The sequence below is a fragment of the Salmonella sp. 2018103 genome (assembly GCF_026247685.1).
GTDB classification, from domain to species: domain Bacteria; phylum Pseudomonadota; class Gammaproteobacteria; order Enterobacterales; family Enterobacteriaceae; genus Salmonella; species Salmonella enterica.
In genome coordinates this window covers 1549293-1571950 of the sequence record NZ_CP111029.1, presented here as the reverse complement: position 1 = coordinate 1571950, position 22658 = coordinate 1549293, and the positions used below count along the sequence as shown (strand labels likewise).

Here is a 22658-nt window from a genome sequence, read left to right as displayed (position 1 = left end):
TATCAGGTTCGTGATACAACATTTGTTTATTGGCTTTTTTCTTTTTTCACATCAATTTTCATTAACGCCAGAACGGCTACTGCAGCGAAGCAAAGTATTGCCTCTACAATAAATATTCCTGTCGCACCATAATGAGTAGAAACGAATCCCAGTGATTTATTAATCAGGAATCCGCCAAGACTTGAACATGAGTTAATAAACGCAATGCTGATAGCCAACCCTGACGGCGACAATAATGCAGAAGGCAGCGCCCAGTAAGGTCCGTAATAGCTGAGGATCCCAACACCATAGAACGTTAGCCCCAGCATTCTCAACGACATTGAGGGGACAAGAGCAATCATCAGAAAACCACAGCCCGCCAGAAACATGGGTAATGCAGCATGCCATTTTCGTTCATTCTTTTTATCGGAATGCCAACCCCACCAGGGCATGCTGAACATAGCGAAAATAAACGGAATACTCATGATTAAACCAACGTCAGTATCCGTAAAATCAGCTGAAAATCCCTTCACCAACCCCGGCAACCAGTAGTTTGCCGCCAGAGCAGCCGCCTGAATCAACATGTAGGCGAAAGAAAGCTGAAGCAAAACTGGATTTTTGATTACTGAAAGAAAGGATGAGTTGGTATTTTTATTTAATGCAGCTGCGGTTTCATTGTCAGTGCGTAATTTATTAACTAAGGCAGATATCTGCTGTGGCGTAAGCCATTTAGCCTTTTCTGGACTGTCAGGCAGTAAATAAAATGTCAGGATGCCAAGGAATACGGTAGGGATACCTTCAATTGCAAAAAGCCAGCGCCAGCCTTCATAATCCGAGGTATTCAAATGCTCGATGATCCAACCAGACATCGGTGCAGCCAATACCGATGCTACAGCAATAGATAACATGAAGAAACTATTGACTTTTCCGCGTTCACGAGCCGGAAACCAGCATGCAAGATAATAAACCATGCCCGGGAAAAAGCCAGCTTCAAATACCCCCAAAAAAATGCGAGCCAGCAAAATATGTTGAGTATCTTTAGCAAAAAAAATCAGCCCAGTTACCGCTCCCCAGCCGATAATAATGGAACTAATCCATTTTCTTGCACCAAGCTTTTGCAAGCCAATGCTACTCGGAATTTGAAAGATTAAATATGATATGAAGAATATAGAAGAAATATTAGCGAAATCCTCAGGCGTAATACCGAGAGATTCATTCATGCGTAATGCAGCAAACCCAATATTGACACGATCCATATAGTTAAAAAAGTAAAGAATAAAGGCCAAAGGAATGATTTTCCTTTTTACAATACGAATTGCATCGTATAAATTTTCTTGTGGACTACTCATTTTGCATCACCTTTTATGATTCAATGAATAAGGGTATTGACCGGAATCGATGTTACGTAAAAAACAATACAATTCAAAAGCTAATGTGTCATATCTGATATATCAGCAAGCAAACTTAATGAAATATACAATAACAACAATAAAGTATGTAAATTTTCTTATATCTGATATATTAGATCCGTTAATTTTGAATAAATTAATTACAATGGAGCCGGGTTTAACCATGGAGGAGAAGAAAATGAAAAATAGATTAAAGCGTGACTTTAGTCACATATCAATTGAAATACCCAAATCCATCACCCAGGTGATTAAAGAGAAAATAAGGGAGATGATTATCCATGGCGATTTCGATCTTGGGCAAGCGATCAGTGAAAATGAACTATCAAATATTCTGATGGTAAGTAAAACACCAATTCGTGAAGCTTTTATTTGGCTGAGCTATAATGAAAACCTGGTCAACATCATTCCCCGCAGTGGGACATTTGTTTTTTCTGTCACCGACGAGGATATCAATGATCTCATCAAAATGAGGGTTATCCTTGAACAGGGCGCAATTCGTGAAGCGATGGAGAAAAATGCTAACAATGTCATAGTCGAATTAAGCAATATTTTATCGAAGTCAGCAAAAATTAATGCAGAGCGAGATACGCAAGCTTATCTCAAACTGGATCATGATTTTCATTATGTTTTTGTGAAATATGCCGATAATAAATACATTTCGCAAGCACACCTGTTGATCTCAGCACGTTTATTGGCAATTCGCTACAGACTGGATTTTACCGCTGAATATATCACCAGCTCTAACCGGGGACATGCCACTATTTTGGATATGTTAAAAAACAACAACGTCGAGGGCGTCTGTAATTTTATCACGCACCACATCGGTAGCGGTTTTACAGAACGCGCAAGAAAACTTCTTGCGCTGAAAGCGTAATAAAGACGGCAGCAGATATAACGCAGCGACTTTGCACCTGCTATACTGCCCCGATAGATCAATAGCGGAATCTCATGTACTCATGAACACTGAAAAACCGTCGGTAGCTCACAACGTTGACCATAATGAAATCGCCAAATTCGAAGCCGTCGCGTCGCGCTGGTGGGATCTGGAGGGCGAATTCAAGCCATTGCATCGCATCAACCCTCTACGCCTTGGCTACATTACTGAACGCTCAGGCGGCCTGTTTGGTAAAAAGGTACTCGACGTCGGCTGCGGCGGCGGCATTCTGGCGGAAAGTATGGCACGCGAAGGCGCAACCGTCACCGGGCTGGATATGGGCTTTGAGCCTTTGCAGGTCGCCAAACTGCATGCGCTGGAAAGCGGCATCGAGGTAGAGTACGTGCAGGAGACGGTTGAGGAACATGCGGCAAAACACGCCCAGCAATACGACGTCGTCACCTGTATGGAAATGCTGGAGCACGTTCCCGATCCGCAATCGGTCGTCCACGCCTGCGCCCAACTGGTTAAACCCGGCGGTGAGGTGTTCTTCTCAACGTTGAACCGCAATGGGAAATCCTGGCTGATGGCGGTCGTCGGCGCTGAGTATATTCTGCGCATGGTGCCAAAAGGCACGCACGACGTGAAGAAATTCATTAAGCCTGCTGAACTGTTAAGCTGGGTAGATGAAACCGTCCTGAAAGAGCAACATATCACCGGGCTGCACTACAACCCGATAACCAATACTTTCAAACTCGGTCCCGGAGTAGACGTTAACTACATGTTGCATACCCGCGCTAAAAAAGCCTGACATCAAAGAATTTTCCTATAAGGGTTGCGTTAGATCATCGGGCGCAACCTTTCTCTTCGATGAAGAAATCAGCATTCGATCAAATTTTGATTTTTTTTTATGAATTGTTGACATCCTCTCCAGGCCTTATCAGACGCGCATTTAGCGATTCTTACGCTTTTACAACCGCAATTTAACGCCAAAATCAACTCTTGTACTCAAAAGAATCCCTACTAGAATACTCACCATATAGCGTTTCACTTATCGATTACCCCCTATATATAGTATTTATCCACAGAGTTAGTCACAACGTGGCGTTGTGGATAAGCGGGGGGATATTTTTCTTTCACGGACAGGTAAACAGGTAGAAAACCACATGAATCAGAGTCTGCTGGTGACAAAGCGTGACGGCCGTACTGAGCGCATCAATCTCGACAAAATTCATCGCGTGCTTGATTGGGCGGCAGAAGGACTGAATAACGTATCGGTTTCTCAGGTCGAGCTACGCTCGCATATTCAGTTTTATGATGGGATTAAGACCTCCGATATCCATGAAACTATTATTAAGGCCGCCGCAGACCTGATCTCTCGCGATGCGCCGGATTATCAATACCTGGCTGCGCGTCTGGCGATTTTCCACCTGCGTAAGAAAGCCTTCGGCCAGTTTGAGCCGCCCGCACTTTACCACCATGTGGTAAAAATGGTTGAGCTTGGCAAATACGACAATCATCTGCTGGAAGACTACACGGAAGAAGAGTTCAAGCAGATGGATTCGTTTATCGTTCACGATCGCGATATGACCTTCTCCTACGCTGCCGTTAAGCAGCTGGAAGGGAAATATCTGGTGCAAAACCGCGTGACCGGCGAAATCTATGAAAGCGCACAGTTCCTCTACATTCTGGTAGCGGCCTGCCTGTTCTCGAACTACCCGCGTGAAACGCGTCTTGACTATGTAAAACGTTTTTACGATGCGGTCTCTACGTTCAAAATCTCGCTGCCGACGCCCATCATGTCCGGTGTGCGTACCCCGACCCGTCAGTTCAGCTCCTGCGTACTGATCGAGTGTGGCGACAGTCTGGATTCCATCAACGCCACCTCCAGCGCTATCGTGAAATACGTTTCTCAGCGCGCCGGTATCGGCATCAACGCTGGCCGCATTCGTGCGCTGGGCAGCCCGATTCGCGGCGGCGAAGCGTTCCACACCGGCTGTATTCCGTTCTACAAGCACTTCCAGACGGCGGTGAAATCCTGCTCGCAGGGCGGCGTGCGCGGCGGCGCGGCGACACTGTTCTACCCGATGTGGCACCTGGAAGTGGAAAGCCTGCTGGTGCTGAAAAACAACCGCGGCGTGGAAGGTAACCGCGTACGTCACATGGACTACGGCGTACAGATCAACAAGCTGATGTACACCCGCCTGCTGAAGGGCGGCGACATTACGTTGTTCAGTCCGTCCGATGTACCCGGGCTATACGATGCGTTCTTCGCCGACCAGGACGAATTCGAACGCCTGTACGTGAAATATGAAAACGACGACAGCATCCGCAAACAGCGTGTGAAAGCGGTCGAACTGTTCTCGCTGATGATGCAGGAACGCGCCTCTACCGGTCGTATCTATATCCAGAACGTTGACCACTGCAATACTCACAGTCCGTTCGATCCGGTTGTCGCCCCGGTACGCCAGTCTAACCTGTGTCTGGAGATTGCCCTGCCGACCAAACCGCTGCACGATGTCAACGATGAAAACGGCGAAATTGCGTTGTGTACGCTGTCTGCATTCAACCTGGGCGCCATTAAAACTCTGGACGAGCTGGAAGAACTGGCTATTCTGGCAGTACGCGCTTTGGATGCTCTGCTCGATTATCAGGATTACCCGATTCCGGCTGCCAAACGCGGCGCAATGGGCCGTCGTACGCTGGGCATTGGCGTGATTAACTTCGCCTACTGGCTGGCGAAAAACGGTAAACGTTATTCCGACGGCAGCGCCAATAATCTGACGCATAAAACCTTCGAAGCCATTCAGTACTATCTGCTTAAAGCGTCCAACGAACTGGCGAAAGAGCAAGGCGCCTGCCCATGGTTCAACGAAACCACCTATGCAAAAGGCATTCTGCCGATCGACACCTACAAAAAAGATCTGGATGCGATCGTCAACGAACCGCTGCACTACGACTGGGAACAGCTGCGTGAATCGATCAAAACCCACGGTCTGCGTAACTCCACGCTATCGGCGCTAATGCCGTCGGAAACGTCGTCCCAGATCTCCAACGCCACTAACGGTATCGAACCACCGCGCGGCTACGTCAGCATCAAGGCCTCGAAAGACGGTATTTTGCGTCAGGTCGTGCCGGATTATGAGCATCTGAAAGACGCTTACGAACTGTTGTGGGAGATGCCGAACAACGACGGTTATCTGCAACTGGTGGGTATCATGCAGAAGTTTATCGATCAGTCGATTTCCGCCAATACCAACTACGATCCGTCACGTTTCCCGTCAGGAAAAGTGCCGATGCAGCAACTGCTGAAAGATTTGCTCACCGCGTATAAGTTTGGCGTGAAAACTCTGTACTATCAAAATACCCGCGACGGCGCGGAAGATGCGCAGGACGATTTGGCGCCTTCTATTCAGGACGATGGCTGCGAAAGCGGCGCTTGTAAGATCTGATGAATAGTGCCGGGTAGCGCTATGCTTACCCGGCCTACGATTGTACGGTTTGTAGGCCGGATAAGGCGCTTGCGCCGCCATCCGGCGCTCATCCCATAAAGGATTCACTTCAATGGCATACACCACTTTTTCACAGACGAAAAACGATCAGCTCAAGGAACCCATGTTCTTTGGCCAGCCGGTCAACGTTGCGCGCTATGACCAGCAGAAATATGACATCTTCGAAAAACTGATCGAAAAACAGCTCTCTTTCTTCTGGCGTCCGGAAGAGGTCGACGTCTCCCGCGATCGTATCGATTATCAGGCGTTGCCGGAGCACGAAAAACATATCTTCATCAGCAACCTCAAATACCAGACGCTGCTGGATTCCATTCAGGGACGTAGCCCGAACGTCGCCCTGCTGCCGCTCATTTCCATCCCGGAGCTGGAGACGTGGGTAGAGACCTGGGCGTTTTCTGAGACGATTCACTCACGATCCTACACCCACATTATTCGTAACATCGTCAACGATCCGGCGGTCGTTTTTGACGATATCGTGACCAATGAGCAAATTCAGAAGCGCGCCGAAGGGATCTCCGCCTACTACGACGAACTTATTGAGATGACCAGTTACTGGCATCTGCTCGGTGAAGGCACCCATACCGTTAATGGCAAAACGGTTGTCGTGAATCTGCGTGAGCTGAAGAAAAAACTGTATCTGTGCCTGATGAGCGTGAACGCGCTGGAAGCCATTCGCTTCTACGTCAGCTTCGCCTGCTCTTTCGCATTTGCCGAGCGTGAACTGATGGAAGGCAACGCCAAAATTATCCGTCTGATCGCCCGTGACGAAGCTCTGCATCTGACCGGCACGCAACATATGCTGAACCTGTTGCGTAGCGGCGTGGACGACCCGGAGATGGCGGAAATCGCCGAAGAGTGTAAACAGGAATGTTATGACCTGTTCGTGCAGGCGGCGCAGCAGGAAAAAGAGTGGGCGGACTATCTGTTCCGCGACGGTTCGATGATCGGCCTGAATAAAGATATCCTGTGTCAATACGTTGAATATATTACTAATATTCGTATGCAGGCGGTAGGGCTGGATCTGCCGTTTCAGACCCGCTCCAACCCAATCCCGTGGATCAATACCTGGCTGGTGTCCGATAACGTTCAGGTCGCGCCACAGGAAGTGGAAGTTAGCTCTTATCTGGTCGGACAAATCGATTCGGAAGTCGATACCGACGATCTGAGTAATTTCCAGCTCTGATGGGACGCGTCACGCTGCGTATCACTGGCACACAGCTGCTGTGCCAGGATGAACACCCTTCTCTGCTGGCCGCGCTGGAATCGCATAACGTTGAGGTGGAGTATCAGTGCCGCGAAGGATATTGCGGCTCCTGTCGTACCCGGCTGGTTGCCGGTCAGGTTGACTGGATTACGGAACCTTTAGCGTTTATCCAGCCGGGAGAGATTTTGCCCTGCTGCTGCAGGGCAAAAGGCGATATCGAAATCGAGATGTAACTCAGTGCAACTCGCTGGTGGAAACCAAAGGCATCACGCCACGTTTTTTCATCTGCACGGCATACAGAGCGCCAGCGAGTACCACCAGCACCGCGCCAGCGACATAAATCATACGATAGCCAACCGACTCAACCATCATTCCCATGATAAAGGCGCCAATCGCCATTCCGGCGTCCATTGCGTTAAAGAACAGTGAATTCGCCACGCCGATTTTATGCGGTTCAACCGAGCTGATAATTTGCGTCTGGAAAACCGGCGTGACCGAACCGTAGCCGATACCGATTAGACCGCCGGAAATAATCATCATGATGCTGCCATTGGTGTAGCCCAGCGCCACCAGACCGATGGTAAAAGCCAACAGGCATGGATAAACAACATATTTCGGCCCTTTTTTATCACAAATATTCCCGGTGAAGGTACGGCATATCATCAGGAAAATCGCGTAGCACAGCAGGAAATTACTGGCCGCCGCCATTAAATCCAGCTCACGCGCATACAGCGCCAGGAAAGCCGACACGCCGGCATAGGAGAAAGTCATAAAAAAGGTGACCAGCGCAAAAGGCAAGGCGGCGCGGTCAAACATCGCGGCAAAACCCAGATTCGGCTTCGAACCATCGGCATGACGAATTACCGGAGGGACCGTCACAATCAGGGAAAGCACAATCCCTAACGCCGCTACAGCGGAACAAAGCCAGAATGCGGCAGTGAACGCGTCCCAGCGGGCCATATTCAAACCGATCCACGGTCCTACGACCATCGCCAGGCCCATCGCTAAAGAGAAAAAGCTGATGCCCTCTCCACGTCGGGAGGCCGGAATTAACCGCGCTGAAATAGTTCCTTTTACCGTGGTAATAACACCAAACGTAATCCCATGAAGTACGCGGATAAAGAGCAGCGACTCGATAGAATGGCAAACCGGATACAGCGCGGTAATCACCAAAAAAGCCAGAGAAGAGAGCACCAGAATCTTTTTATTCGAATATTTTCCCACCCACTGTCCGGCAAATGGCCGAATAACAATTGCCGCGGCCAGGAAACATGTCACTAACAGCCCGGCCTTATCTGCAGAAGCATGCAGGCGGTCAGCGATATAAATGGGTAATAAAGTTAGCAGTACATAAAAAACAAAAAAGATAATAAAACTGACTATGGTGATTGCCCAAAAATCCTTCGTCCATAATTTTTCTTTCATTCTTAACGACCCGCTCAGATGGCGCACGCAGGCAACGCTCAGCTCAACTGAACACCTATCAGGTGCGTCAAAATGTGATGTATTCGATAGAATCACAGTATAAACAAGTGCACTCTATTAGGAAAATTAATCGTTTTAATTATATTGATTAGGTTTTACTAATGACACTAACCCAAATCCACGCCCTGCTTGCCGTACTGGAGTACGGCGGATTTACCGAAGCCAGCAAACGGCTATACATGACGCAATCCGCCGTCAGCCAGGCCATCTCCGCGCTTGAGGAGGAGCTCGGCGTTGACATATTGATTCGTGAGCGTCGTAAAGAGATTGAGCTTACCGCCGCCGGTAGCCGCATCGTCAGGCACTTACGCGCGATCCAGCGCGACGTCAACGCGGTAAAAGAGATTGCCGAACAAGAAAAAAAGAACCCGGCCCGTACGCTACGGATTGGCTGTTTTCCCAGCGCCTGCGCCTGCATTTTACCCGGCGTCATTCGCTATTTTGAAAGCCATCATCCAAATGTAAAAATTATCCCCTATGAAGAGAACAGTACGGCTATTATTGATTCGCTGCAGGACGGAAGTATTGATGCCGGTTTCGTTCCTTTTCCGGTCAACGGTATGTATTGCGTCCCCATTTACCGGGATAAATTCACCGTAGTGGTGCCTGAAAATCATCCCCTGGCGGCCAATAGTACAGTAACGGTTGAAGAACTGATGGACGAACCCCTTATTGTCAGTAAAGGTCGTTATGAATTAAGCATTATGGCGTTGTTTAAAGAAAAGGGTATTGAGCCGATATTTAAATATGAATTTAACCATCCCGATACTGCGCTGAATTTTATTCGCCAGGGATTAGGTATCGCCTTATTGCCAGAATTAACCTTAAAAGCCACGACAGGAAAATTATGTTCCGTGGCGCTGGAACCCACCTTTTATCGACAAATTTCCCTGTTAGCAAAAGAACCGCCAGTAGAAGGAAGCCCGCTATTTTTATTACAAAAATGTATGGAAACACTGACCGATGAGGGGTTGCTATAAAACAACACCGCCTGATGGCATTGCGTTTACCAGACTTACGCTGGCAAACGTTGCGCCAGGCCGGATGAGGCGTTTATGGCCTCATCCGGCGCGTCACTTCGACTATGGCAAACCTTTAGTCATTTTTTTGCAGGAACATGACCGCCTTATCCGGGAAGTCAGTGAACAGCCCGTCGACGCCCGCCTTGTTATACAGGATGTCGTACAACTGATTGACGTCTGTGGCATAGTCCGGCAATTGATCGGCACGCACAGTGTAAGGATGCACTACCATCTTATTCTGATGCGCGTCTTGCACCATTCCAGTCAGCTTGATATTCCCTTTCGTTGAGCCTTCCGCGACCAGCATATGGTAATCCGGACCAATACCGTCCGCATATTCCGCCACCTGCTTCATAGCGCCCGGCTTAAACATCCAGTCGTAGTTGTAATTTACCCAACGACCGTCCGGCTGTTTCTGCTGTGTTTCATTCCAGTCGGTATACGCAATAAGTTGAACCAGATTGAGATCCATCCCCATTTTGGGTTCCAGTTCATTCTTAATACGTTTCAGCTCAGCGACATCAAAACACTGCAAATAGACATTGTCCTGCTTGCCGGTGTAACCATACTTCTTCAGCACTTCCAGCGTTTTCGCGGCAATATCTTTCCCTCCCTGATGATGGAACCACGGCGCTTTAATTTCCGGATAAATACCGATATTTTTACCGGTAGAGTGATTTAATCCCTGAACGAATTCAATTTCCTCTTCAAAGGTATGAATGCGGAAATCAGATTTTCCCATCGGGAAACGGCCCGGATAAGTTTGTACTTTTTTGCCGTTTTCAATATCAAACCCTTCGGTAAACTTCAGGGATTTAATTTCATCCAGCGTAAAATCGATAGCGTAATAGCGCCCATCTTTACGCGCCCGGTCCGGAAAACGGTCAGCGACGTCAGTCACCCGGTCAAGGTAGTGGTCATGGAGGACGACCAGATGGTCGTCCTTTGTCATCACTAAATCTTGTTCCAGATAATCTGCCCCTTGCGCATACGCCATCGCTTTCGCCGGTAGCGTATGCTCCGGCAGATAACCGCTGGCGCCACGGTGGGCGATAACGACTTTTTCAGCCGCCACGGCACAGCTTCCGATGGCCATTCCTGCCAACATCAACGCCACGCTAAGGTTTTTCAGTGTGGTTTTCATGTTATTAGCCTCCGTTGCGTTTTAACTGCAGCTCATCATGATGGCGTTTTTCGCCAATCATCACGACCACCAGCAGGATTACCGCCAGAATGCTGCCGCCAATCATCACCATAAAGCCGCCATCCCAACCGAAGAAGTCAACGGTATAACCCACAATGGCGCTTGCAGCGACAGAACCGCCCAGGTAACCAAACAGACCGGTGAAGCCCGCCGCCGTACCCGCCGCTTTTTTCGGCGCCAGTTCCAGCGCGTGCAGACCGATCAACATTACCGGGCCGTAGATCAGGAAGCCGATGATAATCATACAAGCCATATCAACGTTCGGGTTTCCTGCCGGGTTCATCCAGTAAACGATGGTCGCGATAGTCACCAGGGTCATAAAGAACACGCCCGTCGCACCGCGGTTGCCGCGGAAGACTTTATCCGACATCCAGCCACACAGCAGCGTGCCCGGAATACCCGCGTATTCATACAGGAAATATGCCCAGGAGGATTTATCCAGTGCGAAATGCTTCACTTCTTTCAGGTAGGTCGGCGACCAGTCGAGGATGCCGTAGCGCAGCAGATAAACAAACACGTTGGCGATGGCGATGTACCACAACAGTTTGTTTGGCAGTACGTACTGCATGAAGATCTGCTTCGCAGTCAGCTCTTCTTCCGCTTTTTCGTTGTAGTCATCCGGATAGTCGTTTTTATACTCTTCGATAGGCGGCAGACCGCAGGATTGCGGCGTATCGCGCATCATTGCGAAAGCGAACAGCGCCACCACAATCGCGCCAAAGGCTGGCATATAGAGCGCCGCTTTCCAGTCGTTAAACCACGCCATCCCCAGCAGGAACAGCAGTGGCGGGATCCCGCCGCCGACGTTATGCGCACAGTTCCAGACCGACACAATGCCGCCGCGCTCTTTCTGCGACCACCAGTGAACCATCGTACGTCCGCACGGCGGCCACCCCATCCCCTGGAACCAGCCGCAAAGGAACAACAGCACAAACATCACGGCGATGCTGGATGTCGCCCACGGTACAAAGCCCATAAACAACATGACTGCTGCGGCCAGAATCAACCCTGCCGGCAGAAAAACGCGCGGATTCGAGCGATCGGACACCGAACCCATTATAAATTTCGAAAAACCATAAGCGATGGAAATCCCGGACAGCGCAAAGCCCAGATCGCCGCGTGAAAAACCCTGTTCTACCAGGTAGGGCATCGCGAGGGCAAAGTTCTTGCGCACCAGATAATACGCGGCATAGCCAAAGAATATCCCCAGGAAAATCTGCCAGCGTAATCGGCGATAGGTCGGATCAATCTCCGCCGCTGGCAAGCGCGCTTTATGCGGCGCTGGTTTAAAAATACTCAACATATTGTAGCCTCCGTGGCCCGTATTTTATTTAGAGGTAAACACCGCAGTTTGTTCAAACAACCCCGCTGCTCCCAGTGTGGCCGCGATGTTAAGTAAAGATACGTCACGTTAATGTGAATTACAGCACATATTGTTACAGTTTTATGACTAATGTTCAGAAAGGCGCACGAAATCACGTTTCATTTTCGAATAGTGAGCGATTATGCGCGAAATCAAACATTCCATATGATTTGTATGGCTAAATGATAAAAAACGAACTGTGAGGAAAAACAATGAAAACTCGCGACTCGCAAGCAAGTGACGTGATTATCATTGGCGGTGGAGCAACAGGCGCAGGGATCGCCCGCGACTGCGCGCTGCGCGGTTTACGTGTCATTCTGGTGGAGCGGCATGATATAGCGACCGGCGCGACCGGGCGTAACCACGGGCTGCTGCACAGCGGCGCTCGTTATGCGGTTACCGACGCGGAATCCGCGCGCGAGTGCATTAGTGAAAACCAGATTTTAAAACGGATCGCCCGCCATTGCGTCGAACCGACGGATGGTCTGTTTATTACGTTGCCGGAAGATGATCTTGCGTTTCAGGCCACCTTTATTCGCGCCTGTGAAGCGGCAGGCATTCGCGCTGAAGCCATCGATCCGCAGCAGGCTCGCATCATCGAACCTTCCGTTAACCCTGCGCTCATCGGTGCGGTAAAAGTGCCGGATGGCACCGTGGACCCTTTCCGCCTTACCGCCGCCAATATGCTGGATGCCAGAGAACATGGCGCAATCGTGTTAACGGCGCATGAAGTGACCGGGCTCATTCGTGAAGGCGCAACGGTCTGCGGCGTCCATGTGCGCAACCATCTCACTGGCGAAACCCAGACGCTTCACGCGCCGGTGGTGGTCAATGCGGCAGGTATCTGGGGGCAACGGATCGCCGAATACGCCGACCTGAGTATTCGCATGTTCCCGGCGAAAGGCTCGCTGTTGATCATGGACCATCGGATCAACCAGCATGTCATTAACCGCTGCCGGAAACCATCGGATGCCGACATTCTGGTACCTGGCGATACGATTTCACTGATCGGCACCACCTCTACCCATATTGATTACAATGAGATAGACAGCAACCGCGTCACCGCAGATGAAGTCGATATCCTGCTGCGTGAAGGGGAAAAACTGGCCCCTGTCATGGCGAAGACGCGTATTCTGCGCGCGTATTCCGGCGTCCGCCCGCTGGTGGCCAGCGATGACGATCCCAGCGGTCGTAACGTCAGCCGCGGTATTGTGTTGTTCGACCACGCCGAACGCGACGGGCTTGATGGCTTCATTACCATTACCGGCGGGAAGCTAATGACGTACCGCCTGATGGCGGAATGGGCGACCGACGCCGTGTGCCGCAAGTTGGGCAATACTCGCCCCTGCATCACGGCGGATACGCCGTTGCCTGGCTCAAAAGAGTCTACGGAACATACGCTGAAACGCATTATCTCGCTTCCCGCGCCGCTACGCGGATCGGCGGTTTATCGGCATGGCGATCGCACGCCGGGGTGGCTGAGCGAAGGCCGCCAACACCGTAGCCTGGTCTGTGAATGCGAGGCCGTCACGGCGGGAGAAGTGCAGTATGCCGTCGAAAACTTAACCGTGAACAGCCTGCTGGATCTGCGCCGTCGCACCCGCGTAGGGATGGGCACTTGCCAGGGCGAACTGTGCGCCTGCCGCGCGGCAGGGCTATTGCAGCGTTTTAATGTGACGACCGCGGCGCAATCTATTACGCAACTCTCTGAATTTCTGAATGAGCGCTGGAAAGGCGTACAACCTGTCGCCTGGGGAGACGCGCTACGCGAAAGCGAATTCACGCGCTGGGTTTATCAGGGATTATGCGGTCTGGAGAAGGAGCACCAGGATGAAATTTGATACGGTTATTATGGGCGGCGGTCTCGCCGGTTTGCTGTGCGGACTGCAACTCCAGCAGCATGGATTACGCTGCGCCATCGTCACCCGCGGACAAAGCGCACTGCATTTTTCCTCCGGCTCGCTGGATCTACTCAGCACCCTGCCCGACGGCCAACCGGTGACCGACATTACCGCCGGGCTTGATGCACTGCGCCGCCAGGCGCCTGAACATCCTTATTCGCGTTTAGGCACGCAAAAAGTCCTCACGCTGGCGCAACAGGCGCAAACGCTACTTAACGCCAGCGGCGCGCAGTTATACGGCGACGTACAGCAGGCGCACCAGCGTGTCACGCCGCTTGGCACATTGCGTTCAACCTGGCTTAGCTCGCCGGAAGTACCGGTCTGGCCGTTATCCGCACAGCGAATTTGCGTCGTCGGCGTTAGCGGATTACTGGATTTCCAGGCGCACCTTGCGGCAGCGTCGCTGCGTCAACGCGATCTCAACGTGGAAACCGCAGAAATCGACCTTCCGGAACTGGACGTACTGCGTGATAACCCGACGGAATTTCGCGCGGTCAATATTGCGCGTCTGCTTGATAACGAAGAAAAATGGCCGCTGCTGTACGACGCGCTGTCGCCAATAGCGACAAACTGCGACATGATCATCATGCCCGCCTGTTTCGGGCTGGCGAACGATACGCTGTGGCGCTGGCTTAACGAACGTCTGCCCTGCGCGCTCACGCTGCTGCCGACGCTGCCGCCATCGGTGCTCGGTATTCGTCTGCACAATCAGCTCCAGCGCCAGTTTGTCCGTCAGGGCGGCATCTGGATGCCGGGCGATGAAGTGAAGAAAGTCACCTGCCGTCGCGGTACCGTGAGCGAAATATGGACCCGCAACCATGCCGATATCCCACTGCGCCCGCGTTTTGCCGTACTTGCCAGCGGTAGCTTCTTTAGTAGCGGTCTGGTTGCCGAGCGCGAAGGGATCCGCGAACCTATTTTAGGGCTCGACGTACAGCAAACGGCCACCCGCGCCGAATGGTATCAACAACATTTCTTCGACCCACAGCCCTGGCAGCAGTTTGGCGTCGTGACGGATGACGCCTTCCGCCCCTCCCTTGCGGGCAACACGGTAGAAAATCTGTATGCAATAGGTTCTGTGCTGGCGGGATTCGATCCTATAGCTGAGGGATGCGGCGGCGGTGTCTGCGCAGTCAGCGCCCTCCAGGCCGCGCACCATATCGCTGAGCGTGCAGGAGAACAGCAATGAGCGACACACGTTTTGAAAGTTGTATTAAATGTACGGTGTGCACCACCGCGTGCCCGGTCAGCCGCGTTAATCCTGGCTACCCTGGCCCTAAACAGGCCGGACCGGATGGCGAACGCCTGCGTCTGAAAGACGGCGCGCTGTATGATGAGGCGCTGAAATATTGCATTAACTGCAAACGGTGTGAGGTCGCCTGTCCGTCGGACGTGAAGATTGGCGATATCATCCAGCGCGCCCGCGCGAAATACGATACGACGCGCCCGTCATTGCGTAACTTTATTCTCAGCCATACCGATCTGATGGGCAGCGTTTCAACGCCGTTCGCGCCGGTGGTCAATACCGCCACCGCATTAAAGCCAGTGCGCCAGTTGCTTGATTACGCGCTCAAAATCGATCATCGCCGCACCTTACCAAAATACTCTTTCGGCACCTTCCGCCGCTGGTATCGTAGCGTGGCGGCGCAGCAGACTAAATACAAAGATCAGGTCGCCTTTTTCCATGGCTGTTTTGTGAATTACAACCATCCGCAGCTCGGAAAAGATCTGATTAAGGTGCTGAACGCAATGGGTACCGGCGTACAGTTACTGAGTAAAGAGAAGTGTTGCGGCGTACCGCTGATCGCTAACGGTTTTACGGATAAAGCTCGCAAGCAGGCTATCAGCAATGTGGAGTCGCTACGCGAGGCGATTGCCGTCAAAGGTATTCCGGTCATCGCCACGTCATCCACCTGTACGTTTGCGTTGCGCGATGAATATCCTGAAGTGCTGGACGTGGACAACGCCGGGCTGCGCGAACATATCGAGTTGGCCACCCGCTGGCTATGGCGCAAACTGGATGCCGGGAAAACGCTGCCGCTTAATCCTTTGCCGCTGAAAGTGGTCTACCATACGCCGTGTCATATGGAAAAAATGGGCTGGACGCTTTACACGCTTGAACTGTTGCGGCAAATTCCGGGGCTTGAATTGACGGTACTTGATTCACAGTGCTGCGGCATTGCCGGTACGTATGGATTTAAAAAGGAAAACTATCCAACATCACAGTCCATCGGCGCGCCGCTGTTCCGCCAGATTGAAGAGAGCGGCGCGGACATTGTCGTCACCGATTGTGAAACCTGTAAGTGGCAAATTGAGATGTCTACAAGCAAACGCTGCGAACACCCCATTACGCTACTGGCCCAGGCGCTCGGCTAAGTAAAAAGCGCCGGAGCCCCTCCGGCGCCATTACCCTGATAACCGGGACCGATTTTCCATCAGACATATACCCTTCATACTTCAAGTTGCTTATGTGTTGGCTACGGATTATTTTGGGTATAAACGCGGATGTCTCTTTGCAATAACCTGCCCTATTTGGTTAACCATGACCGCTAACCCACGGTGGCATGACAGATAACGACGTTACTGTTTATAGAGCAATATCTCTTGTATCGCCGCGTTACCAGCCTCCTTTAAAGAGGGGGATAACTGAATATCTCCAATAATAATTGAGTGTTATGTGAATAATAATAAAATCAGGTCTATGCCTGATTTAATATATCTCCCACTAACAATAATATTTTTACAAATAATTATACATGACATCATATTCGTTACTTTCACCTACCAGGAAACAGAGCAAAATGAATATATGTGTAAATTCACTTTACCGATTGAGCACACCGCAATTTCACAGTTTATATTCAGAAGATGTGAGCGATGAGGCGCTTGCGTTGTTGATTGGCGAAGTAGAGAACGGTAATCAGAATTGTATTGATCTGTTATGCAATCTTGCGTTACGCAACGATGACCTGGGACATAAAGTTGAGAAATTACTTTTTGATCTCTTTAGCGGAAAAAGATCGGGATCACCAGATATAGACAAAAAAATCAATCAGGCTTGCCTTGTATTACATCAAATCGCCAATAACGATATAACAAAAAATAATACTGAGTGGAAAAAGCTACATGCCCCTTCCAGATTACTTTATATGGCCGGTTCAGCGACAACCGACCTTTCTAAAAAAATAGGAATAGCACATAAAATTATGGGCGACCAGTTCGCTCAGACAGATCAAGAACAGGTAGGAGTTGAAAATCTTTGGTGTGGTGCGCGAATGTTGTCGTCAGATGAGCTGGCAGCTGCAACGCAAGGTCTGGTTCAAGAATCACCTCTTCTCTCGGTAAACTATCCTATTGGGCTGATTCATCCTACCACCAAAGAAAATATATTAAGCACTCAGCTACTTGAAAAGATTGCTCAATCAGGATTATCTCACAATGAAGTCTTCCTGGTAAATACAGGAGATCACTGGCTTCTCTGTTTATTTTATAAACTTGCAGAAAAAATAAAATGCCTTATATTTAATACTTATTATGATTTAAATGAAAATACTAAGCAAGAGATTATAGAAGCAGCAAAAATTGCAGGCATATCAGAAAGCGATGAGGTTAATTTTATTGAAATGAATTTACAGAACAATGTACCCAACGGCTGTGGTCTATTTTGTTACCATACAATTCAACTCTTATCGAATGCCGGACAAAACGATCCTGTTACCACACTACGAGAATTTGCGGAAAATTTCTTAACGCTTTCAGTAGAGGAACAAACACTATTTAACACCCAAACCCGGCGACAAATATATGAATACAGTCTCCAGTAATGGTGAGTACTTAGAGCCTATCCCATTAGGCTATTTTATTCGCCATTTTGGGACCGGGCAGTGCTCAAAATCCTCACGTACTACGTGTACGCTCCGGTTTCTGCGCGCTGGCCGGCCCCAAACTGGCTTCAACAATTACGCCTAGTGGGATAGGCTCTTATCCTGAAATGATGCTCTGCGAAGAATTTATAAGTATATAAGGATGGGAAGGCCAGGCCTTCCCACTAAAAGTTCTATGCCGTCAATGATTCAACCACGTCTATCCAGCCATGCTCGCTGGTAATGTCCTCGCCATTAAGCCAGCGGCGCAGCATATTTAGCGCCATCATCGCGCAGACCTCCTGACGTATTGCCAGACTATACCGATTGGCGCTAAAACGCACGCGTAAGGCATACGTGCCATCCGGCGTCGCCAGCGCGAAATTAAGATGTTCGTTTTCCAGCCCCGACACGGCCAGCGCCAGACCGGCATAATGATTGCTGCGCCGTTCTGTCGTCCAGTGCGCCGTTTGCGCCAGCGTCTCTTCCTGAGAGGGAACGACTTCGCTGGCAAGAACCGGCGCCCCGGCGCGGGAAAGCTGTAGCGCCAGTAAGCCGCTGGTGTATTGCTCGCTCAACGTCAGACTCAACTGCCTTTCCTGCAGGCGGCGGGCTATTTGCGCCGGCAGGTTTTCCGTACCTTCAAAAATCAGGTTCTGCCCGGCAACCCGTTTGACCTCTGGCCATAACGCCAGCATCGCCTCCCGTTGCGTCGCCGGGCCGGTCAACTTCAGTTCAATGATAGGCATTGATGAGCGATACCCCATCGTCACGCCGGGCGGCAACGGCAGTGCGTCGAGACGCTGCGCGAGGTCGCTTTCTGAACGTCCAAAAGTCGTTAACCGCAGGCAAAGCGGCGGCTCCGGCAGCGAAAAACGCGCGCGTAACCGCGGTAAGATTTCCTTCTCCACCATAACCTTAAATTCAGACGGTACGCCGGGGGTGAAAAACATCAGGCAGCGGTTGAGCTGTAGCGCAAATCCACAGGCAGTGCCGACCGGATTATTAATAAACTCCGCGCTGGCAGGCAGTTCCGCCTGTTTACGGTTGCTCGGCGCCATCACACGACCGCGCTGCTGAAAGTAACGTTCCATTTCGGTCAGCCACGCCTGGTGCAGTACTAATCCTTCGCCTTTTGCCGTTGCCGCGGCGAGCGCGCTTAAATCATCGCTGGTCGGCCCTAACCCGCCATTAACAATCAAAACATCAGCATGTTGACTGCGTTCACGCAAGATAGCGACCAGACTGTCCAGATTATCGCCTACCGTATTTCGCCGTGATAACGGAACGCCCTGATGAAAGAAAAAATCAGCCAGCCAGGCGGCATTGGTGTCAACGATTTGTCCGTGCAACACCTCATCCCCGGTGGATAGCATTTCCACATTTAGCATTGTGTTCTCCTGCTCTTATGATGAAAACACTATAACGCAAAGACGAATATGACGTGGAAAGAAGAATGACGGGAAAAGGAGGAATATGGCGCGACGATTGCCGCGCCGTTAGCATCAAAAGCTGGCGTTTACGCCAACATAAGGGCCGTCAGCAATCGCATTATCGCGGTTGCCGTCTTTACCCGCCAGGTTCAGGTAACGATAACCGGCTTCAATGCTCAGCGGGCGCATAATGGTGAAACGCGCGCCTGCATTCGCTTCTTCATAACTTTCGATACCGCTGGACAGCGAGTCTGGTGAATAATAATACTCGCCGAACAGACGGAAGCTGTCGCCGATTTTCCATTGTAACCCACCGCCGACAGCCGCCGCATAGCCTTCATCACTGTCTTTCGGATTGGTATAAATACCTTTACCGCCGACCGTCGCCAGCAGCGGTCCCACCGGAATGTTCAGCCCCAGGCCCACGCCCGCAGCATCGCCATCATCATCGTTGTGCATCCAGTTACCGCTTAGCGCCAGTCCCGTCGATTCCGTACCAAAACCCACGCCAATGTTGGTGTAATCTTCGCCCGCCTGGCCGCTAATACTGATAGCCTGCGCCGATGCAGAAACGAACAGCATTCCGGCAAAACCTAATAATATGCTTTTTTTCATTTTTACCCTTTCCAGCAAGCACATAAAGAAAAACTCCCCAAAACGGCAGAATTGTACTGCCAGACGCTGAGGAATCAATGCACTAAGAAACCATTCCAAAAACATATTGTAACGAAATACTACTTTCGCCATGACGCATCATTGCGCCATCACATGGCGACGCCTGCATCAACAAAATTAACCAAAAACGCAGTCTGCGTTATCGCTTCCATTTTTCACAAAGAATTTCGCAGAATGATTTGTTAAGCTGATGTCCTGGTGGTTTAAGGAAGCGACTTATGCGTCAACGAACTATAGTTTGCCCATTAATTCAAAATGATGGCTGTTATCTGCTGTGCAAAATGGCCGACAACCGCGGCGTCTTTCCCGGTCAGTGGGCGCTGTCGGGCGGTGGGGTCGAGCCAGGCGAACACATTGAAGAGGCACTGCGTCGGGAGGTTCGGGAAGAACTCGGCGAACAACTGATTCTGAGCGATATTACGCCGTGGACCTTCCGCGACGATATCCGTGTTAAAACGTACGCTGATGGCAGACAAGAAGAGATTTATATGATTTATCTCATCTTCGACTGTGTTTCCGCTAATCGCGATATATGTATTAACGACGAATTTCAGGACTACGCCTGGGTCAAGCCAGAAGAACTGGCGCTGTATGATTTGAATGTAGCGACACGCCACACATTAGCATTGAAAGGGTTATTATAATGACGACAGCCGCTTCAGGCTGTCTTTACGCTTTTAACATGCCGGCTAGCCGGGAACAAATTCACCATCTAAAAAGAGTTTTCCGTTTTCCGCATGCATAACGAGCGCATCAAGATAGTCCGGATCAAACTTTACGCCGCGCTTATTTTTTGCAATATACGTCAAACAATGATTATGGGTAAAAATGACTATATTTTTATTCTGCGACTTTTTCAGCAACGTATTGATTGAAGCATAAATACCGCTGCCGCAATCCATCATTTTTTTATCCACCGTAAGCGACCTGCCCGCAGAAAACCAGGTTGCCGACTGGATGGTGCGCACCGTATTACTGGAATAGAGATTGTAATTTTGTATATCGGCACTAAAGGCTTTACCCAGCGCTCTGGCGTCTTGCGCACCGTTGACCGTAATCCCCGTGCTGTCTGACAGGCAGGTATTATCGGAACGATCGCACCGCTCGGCATGGCGGAATAACACGACTACCGGATGCTGTTTCGCCAGCGCCGCCAGCGCTTTACCGTTAATCTGCGGTAGACCGTTACCACTCCAGGCATGTTGTGAGGTCAACCCGGCGATAATAACCAACGCCCCCGCCAGAGTCGCGAGATAGCGTTTGTTTTTAATAAAGCGTAGGGTAAATGCCAGCACATTAACCTCTCAGGCAGACAGTGCAGCTAACTTAATAGCAATACGATTAAAATGAAATTCCGCAACGGAAGACCAGGCCAGAAACATAAAAACAGCTTTTGGGCATGCATAAAATGCCTTAAACTTTCGGCGAAAGCAAAGCATAATTCCGTTAAAAATTATCTTTTTACTTCACCTTAATTTCTTAATGTTAATTTAATATTCATCCAGTAGGGTTCAGTTAAATGCGTTAAAAAATAAGCCCTTTTCTATTGCCGAAATATTTGAAAAGCGGCTTTCAATGGCTGAAGGAAAAATGATGTCGGACTTTTTGCCTTTCTCTCGTCCGGCGATGGGCGCGGAAGAGCTCGCTGCCGTTAAGACCGTACTGGACTCAGGTTGGATAACAACCGGCCCGAAAAATCAGGAACTGGAAGCGGAGTTTTGTCGGCTAACAGGCAATCAATATGCCGTTGCCGTCAGTTCAGCCACTGCCGGTATGCACATCGCGTTGATGGCGCTGGGCATTGGTGAAGGCGACGAGGTCATTACACCGTCAATGACGTGGATTTCTACGCTAAATATGATCGTTTTACTCGGCGCGAACCCCGTCATGGTCGATGTCGATCGCGATACGCTGATGGTCACGCCTGAACATATTGAAGCCGCGATTACGCCACAAACCAAAGCAATTATCCCCGTCCACTACGCTGGCGCGCCCGCCGATCTGGACGCTATTTACGCTCTTGGCGAGCGTTATGGCATTCCGGTGATTGAAGACGCGGCGCACGCGACAGGAACCAGCTACAAAGGTCGCCACATTGGCGCCCGGGGCACCGCGATTTTCTCCTTCCACGCCATTAAGAACATTACCTGCGCTGAAGGCGGTATCGTCGTCACGGATAACCCGCAATTCGCCGATAAACTGCGCAGTCTCAAGTTTCACGGGCTTGGCGTTGATGCCTGGGATCGACAGAGCGGAGGACGCGCGCCACAAGCGGAAGTCCTGGCGCCGGGCTACAAATATAATTTGCCCGACCTCAACGCCGCTATCGCGCTTGCTCAGTTACAGAAACTGGATGCGCTTAACGCTCGCCGCGCCGCCATCGCAGCGCAGTACCACCAGGCAATGGCAGACCTGCCTTTTCAGCCTCTGAGCCTTCCGTCGTGGGAACATATTCACGCCTGGCATTTATTCATTATCCGGGTCGATGAAGCCCGCTGCGGTATTACCCGGGATGCTCTGATGGCATCGCTGAAAGCGAAAGGCATCGGCACAGGACTGCATTTCCGCGCCGCGCATACGCAAAAATATTATCGCGAACGTTTCCCAACGCTCACGCTGCCTGACACCGAGTGGAACAGCGAGCGGATCTGCTCACTGCCGCTCTTCCCGGACATGACCGAGAGTGACTTTGATCGGGTCATTACCGCCCTTCATCAGATAGCAGGACAATAAG

At 50.4% G+C, this 22658-nt stretch carries 19 protein-coding genes; 12 read left to right on the top strand and 7 right to left on the bottom strand.

Features of this window, described 5'->3' with window-relative positions; genetic code table 11:
- Positions 1-26: 26 nt before the first annotated feature.
- Positions 27-1328, bottom strand: coding sequence for an MFS transporter (locus tag OLG56_RS07475; protein WP_061377313.1), 1302 nt, complete (start codon positions 1326-1328; stop codon positions 27-29).
- A gap of 49 nt (positions 1329-1377) precedes the next feature.
- Here OLG56_RS07475 and OLG56_RS07470 point away from each other — a divergent pair, with 49 nt between their 5' ends.
- The 5 genes from OLG56_RS07470 (at position 1378) to yfaE (ending at position 7211) form a co-directional block, all read left to right on the top strand.
- Complete coding sequence (locus tag OLG56_RS07470; protein WP_000944714.1) at positions 1378-2262, top strand: GntR family transcriptional regulator; 885 nt, start codon at positions 1378-1380, stop codon at positions 2260-2262.
- Between the two features lie 82 nt (positions 2263-2344).
- The gene (ubiG, locus tag OLG56_RS07465) at positions 2345-3073 is read left to right on the top strand and encodes a bifunctional 2-polyprenyl-6-hydroxyphenol methylase/3-demethylubiquinol 3-O-methyltransferase UbiG (protein ID WP_001091009.1); all 729 of its coding nucleotides are present in this window, start codon (positions 2345-2347) and stop codon (positions 3071-3073) included.
- 355 nt (positions 3074-3428) lie between these two features.
- Positions 3429-5714, top strand: coding sequence for a class 1a ribonucleoside-diphosphate reductase subunit alpha (nrdA, locus tag OLG56_RS07460; RefSeq protein WP_001076491.1), 2286 nt, complete (start codon positions 3429-3431; stop codon positions 5712-5714).
- Between the two features lie 112 nt (positions 5715-5826).
- Positions 5827-6957, top strand: coding sequence for a class Ia ribonucleoside-diphosphate reductase subunit beta (gene nrdB, locus OLG56_RS07455; protein ID WP_000332026.1), 1131 nt, complete (start codon positions 5827-5829; stop codon positions 6955-6957).
- A complete protein-coding gene (gene yfaE / locus OLG56_RS07450) occupies positions 6957-7211 on the top strand; it encodes a ferredoxin-like diferric-tyrosyl radical cofactor maintenance protein YfaE (protein ID WP_000533921.1) in 255 nt (84 codons plus the stop codon). Before nrdB ends, yfaE begins: the two co-directional genes overlap by 1 nt.
- Position 7212: 1 nt before the next feature.
- Here yfaE and OLG56_RS07445 read toward each other — a convergent pair whose 3' ends face one another.
- On the bottom strand, positions 7213-8403 hold the full coding sequence (locus OLG56_RS07445; protein WP_061377312.1) for an MFS transporter: 1191 nt from the start codon (positions 8401-8403) through the stop codon (positions 7213-7215).
- A gap of 161 nt (positions 8404-8564) precedes the next feature.
- Here OLG56_RS07445 and OLG56_RS07440 point away from each other — a divergent pair, with 161 nt between their 5' ends.
- Positions 8565-9443, top strand: coding sequence for a LysR family transcriptional regulator (locus OLG56_RS07440; RefSeq protein WP_000176719.1), 879 nt, complete (start codon positions 8565-8567; stop codon positions 9441-9443).
- Between the two features lie 115 nt (positions 9444-9558).
- Here OLG56_RS07440 and glpQ read toward each other — a convergent pair whose 3' ends face one another.
- On the bottom strand, positions 9559-10629 hold the full coding sequence (gene glpQ, locus OLG56_RS07435; RefSeq protein ID WP_061377311.1) for a glycerophosphodiester phosphodiesterase: 1071 nt from the start codon (positions 10627-10629) through the stop codon (positions 9559-9561).
- Positions 10630-10633: 4 nt separating this feature from the next.
- On the bottom strand, positions 10634-11992 hold the full coding sequence (glpT, locus tag OLG56_RS07430) for a glycerol-3-phosphate transporter (protein ID WP_000948739.1): 1359 nt from the start codon (positions 11990-11992) through the stop codon (positions 10634-10636).
- 272 nt (positions 11993-12264) lie between these two features.
- Between glpT and glpA the strand changes: the two genes are divergently transcribed.
- The 4 genes from glpA (at position 12265) to sseL (ending at position 17777) form a co-directional block, all read left to right on the top strand.
- Positions 12265-13893, top strand: coding sequence for an anaerobic glycerol-3-phosphate dehydrogenase subunit A (gene glpA, locus OLG56_RS07425; RefSeq protein WP_000857205.1), 1629 nt, complete (start codon positions 12265-12267; stop codon positions 13891-13893).
- A complete protein-coding gene (gene glpB, locus OLG56_RS07420) occupies positions 13883-15142 on the top strand; it encodes a glycerol-3-phosphate dehydrogenase subunit GlpB (RefSeq protein WP_061377310.1) in 1260 nt (419 codons plus the stop codon). Before glpA ends, glpB begins: the two co-directional genes overlap by 11 nt.
- Positions 15139-16329, top strand: a complete 1191-nt coding sequence (gene glpC, locus OLG56_RS07415; protein ID WP_031569247.1) for an anaerobic glycerol-3-phosphate dehydrogenase subunit GlpC — start codon at positions 15139-15141, stop codon at positions 16327-16329. Before glpB ends, glpC begins: the two co-directional genes overlap by 4 nt.
- Positions 16330-16754: 425 nt before the next feature.
- Complete coding sequence (sseL, locus tag OLG56_RS07410; protein ID WP_001606442.1) at positions 16755-17777, top strand: SPI-2 type III secretion system effector deubiquitinase SseL; 1023 nt, start codon at positions 16755-16757, stop codon at positions 17775-17777.
- A 233-nt stretch (positions 17778-18010) separates the two neighbouring features.
- Here the strand turns inward: sseL and OLG56_RS07405 are convergent, their stop codons facing one another.
- The gene (locus OLG56_RS07405) at positions 18011-19207 is read right to left on the bottom strand and encodes a nicotinamide mononucleotide deamidase-related protein YfaY (protein WP_023207568.1); all 1197 of its coding nucleotides are present in this window, start codon (positions 19205-19207) and stop codon (positions 18011-18013) included.
- A 114-nt stretch (positions 19208-19321) separates the two neighbouring features.
- A complete protein-coding gene (locus OLG56_RS07400; protein ID WP_001562414.1) occupies positions 19322-19864 on the bottom strand; it encodes a YfaZ family outer membrane protein in 543 nt (180 codons plus the stop codon).
- A 278-nt stretch (positions 19865-20142) separates the two neighbouring features.
- Here OLG56_RS07400 and nudI point away from each other — a divergent pair, with 278 nt between their 5' ends.
- Positions 20143-20568, top strand: a complete 426-nt coding sequence (nudI, locus tag OLG56_RS07395; protein WP_001249897.1) for a nucleoside triphosphatase NudI — start codon at positions 20143-20145, stop codon at positions 20566-20568.
- A 45-nt stretch (positions 20569-20613) separates the two neighbouring features.
- Here nudI and pmrG read toward each other — a convergent pair whose 3' ends face one another.
- Entirely contained in the window at positions 20614-21219 is a 606-nt protein-coding gene (pmrG, locus tag OLG56_RS07390; protein WP_000879257.1) for a lipopolysaccharide core heptose(II)-phosphate phosphatase PmrG, read from the bottom strand.
- 298 nt (positions 21220-21517) lie between these two features.
- Here pmrG and arnB point away from each other — a divergent pair, with 298 nt between their 5' ends.
- Positions 21518-22657, top strand: a complete 1140-nt coding sequence (arnB, locus tag OLG56_RS07385; protein ID WP_061377309.1) for a UDP-4-amino-4-deoxy-L-arabinose aminotransferase — start codon at positions 21518-21520, stop codon at positions 22655-22657.
- Position 22658 lies beyond the last annotated feature (1 nt).